Genomic DNA, 661 nt, shown 5'->3' with positions numbered 1-661 from the left:
ACGACCTTTCGTCCCGTCGTTGACGGGTAAGGCGATCCTTCGCAATCAACCACATGCGAGGAAATCATGAGAGCCGTAGTGTACGAAGGACCTCGACAGGTCAATGTCGAGAGAGTCCCGGACGCGCGCATAGAGCGGCCCACCGATGTCCTGGTCCGCATCACCACGACCAACATCTGCGGGTCGGACCTGCACATGTACGAAGGGCGGACCGACTTCGAGACGGGCCGCGTCCTCGGTCACGAGAACCTCGGCGAAGTGGTCGAGGTCGGACCGGCCGTCGACCACGTCCGCGTCGGCGACGTGGTCTGCATCCCGTTCAACATCTCGTGCGGCTTCTGCGCGAACTGCGAAAAGGGCCTGACGGCCTACTGCCTCACCACCAATCCCGAGCCGGGCATGGCCGGGGCGGCGTACGGCTTCGCCGACATGGGGCCCTACAACGGCGGCCAGGCCGAGTTCCTGCGCGTGCCGTACGGCGACTTCAACTGCCTCGTCCTCCCGGACGACGCGAAGGAGAAGCAGAACGACTACGTGATGCTCGCCGACATCTGGCCGACCGGCTGGCACGCGACCCGGCTCGCCCAGGTGGAGGCGGGCGACTCGGTCGTGATCTACGGGGCGGGGCCCGTCGGGCTGATGGCCGCCTACTCCGCCGTAC

At 66.3% G+C, this 661-nt stretch carries 1 protein-coding gene; it reads left to right on the top strand.

Annotated elements, in window-relative coordinates:
• Positions 1-66: 66 nt before the first annotated feature.
• Positions 67-661, top strand: a 595-nt coding sequence (locus Pmi06nite_RS41645; RefSeq protein ID WP_203958780.1) for an alcohol dehydrogenase catalytic domain-containing protein, incomplete at its 3' end; no start/stop codon positions are given.

This window comes from Planotetraspora mira, assembly GCF_016863275.1.
In the GTDB taxonomy this organism is placed as follows: Bacteria; Actinomycetota; Actinomycetes; order Streptosporangiales; family Streptosporangiaceae; genus Planotetraspora; species Planotetraspora mira.
The sequence above is the reverse complement of the archived record's forward strand: the minus strand, read 5'-3'. Positions and strand labels throughout refer to the sequence as shown.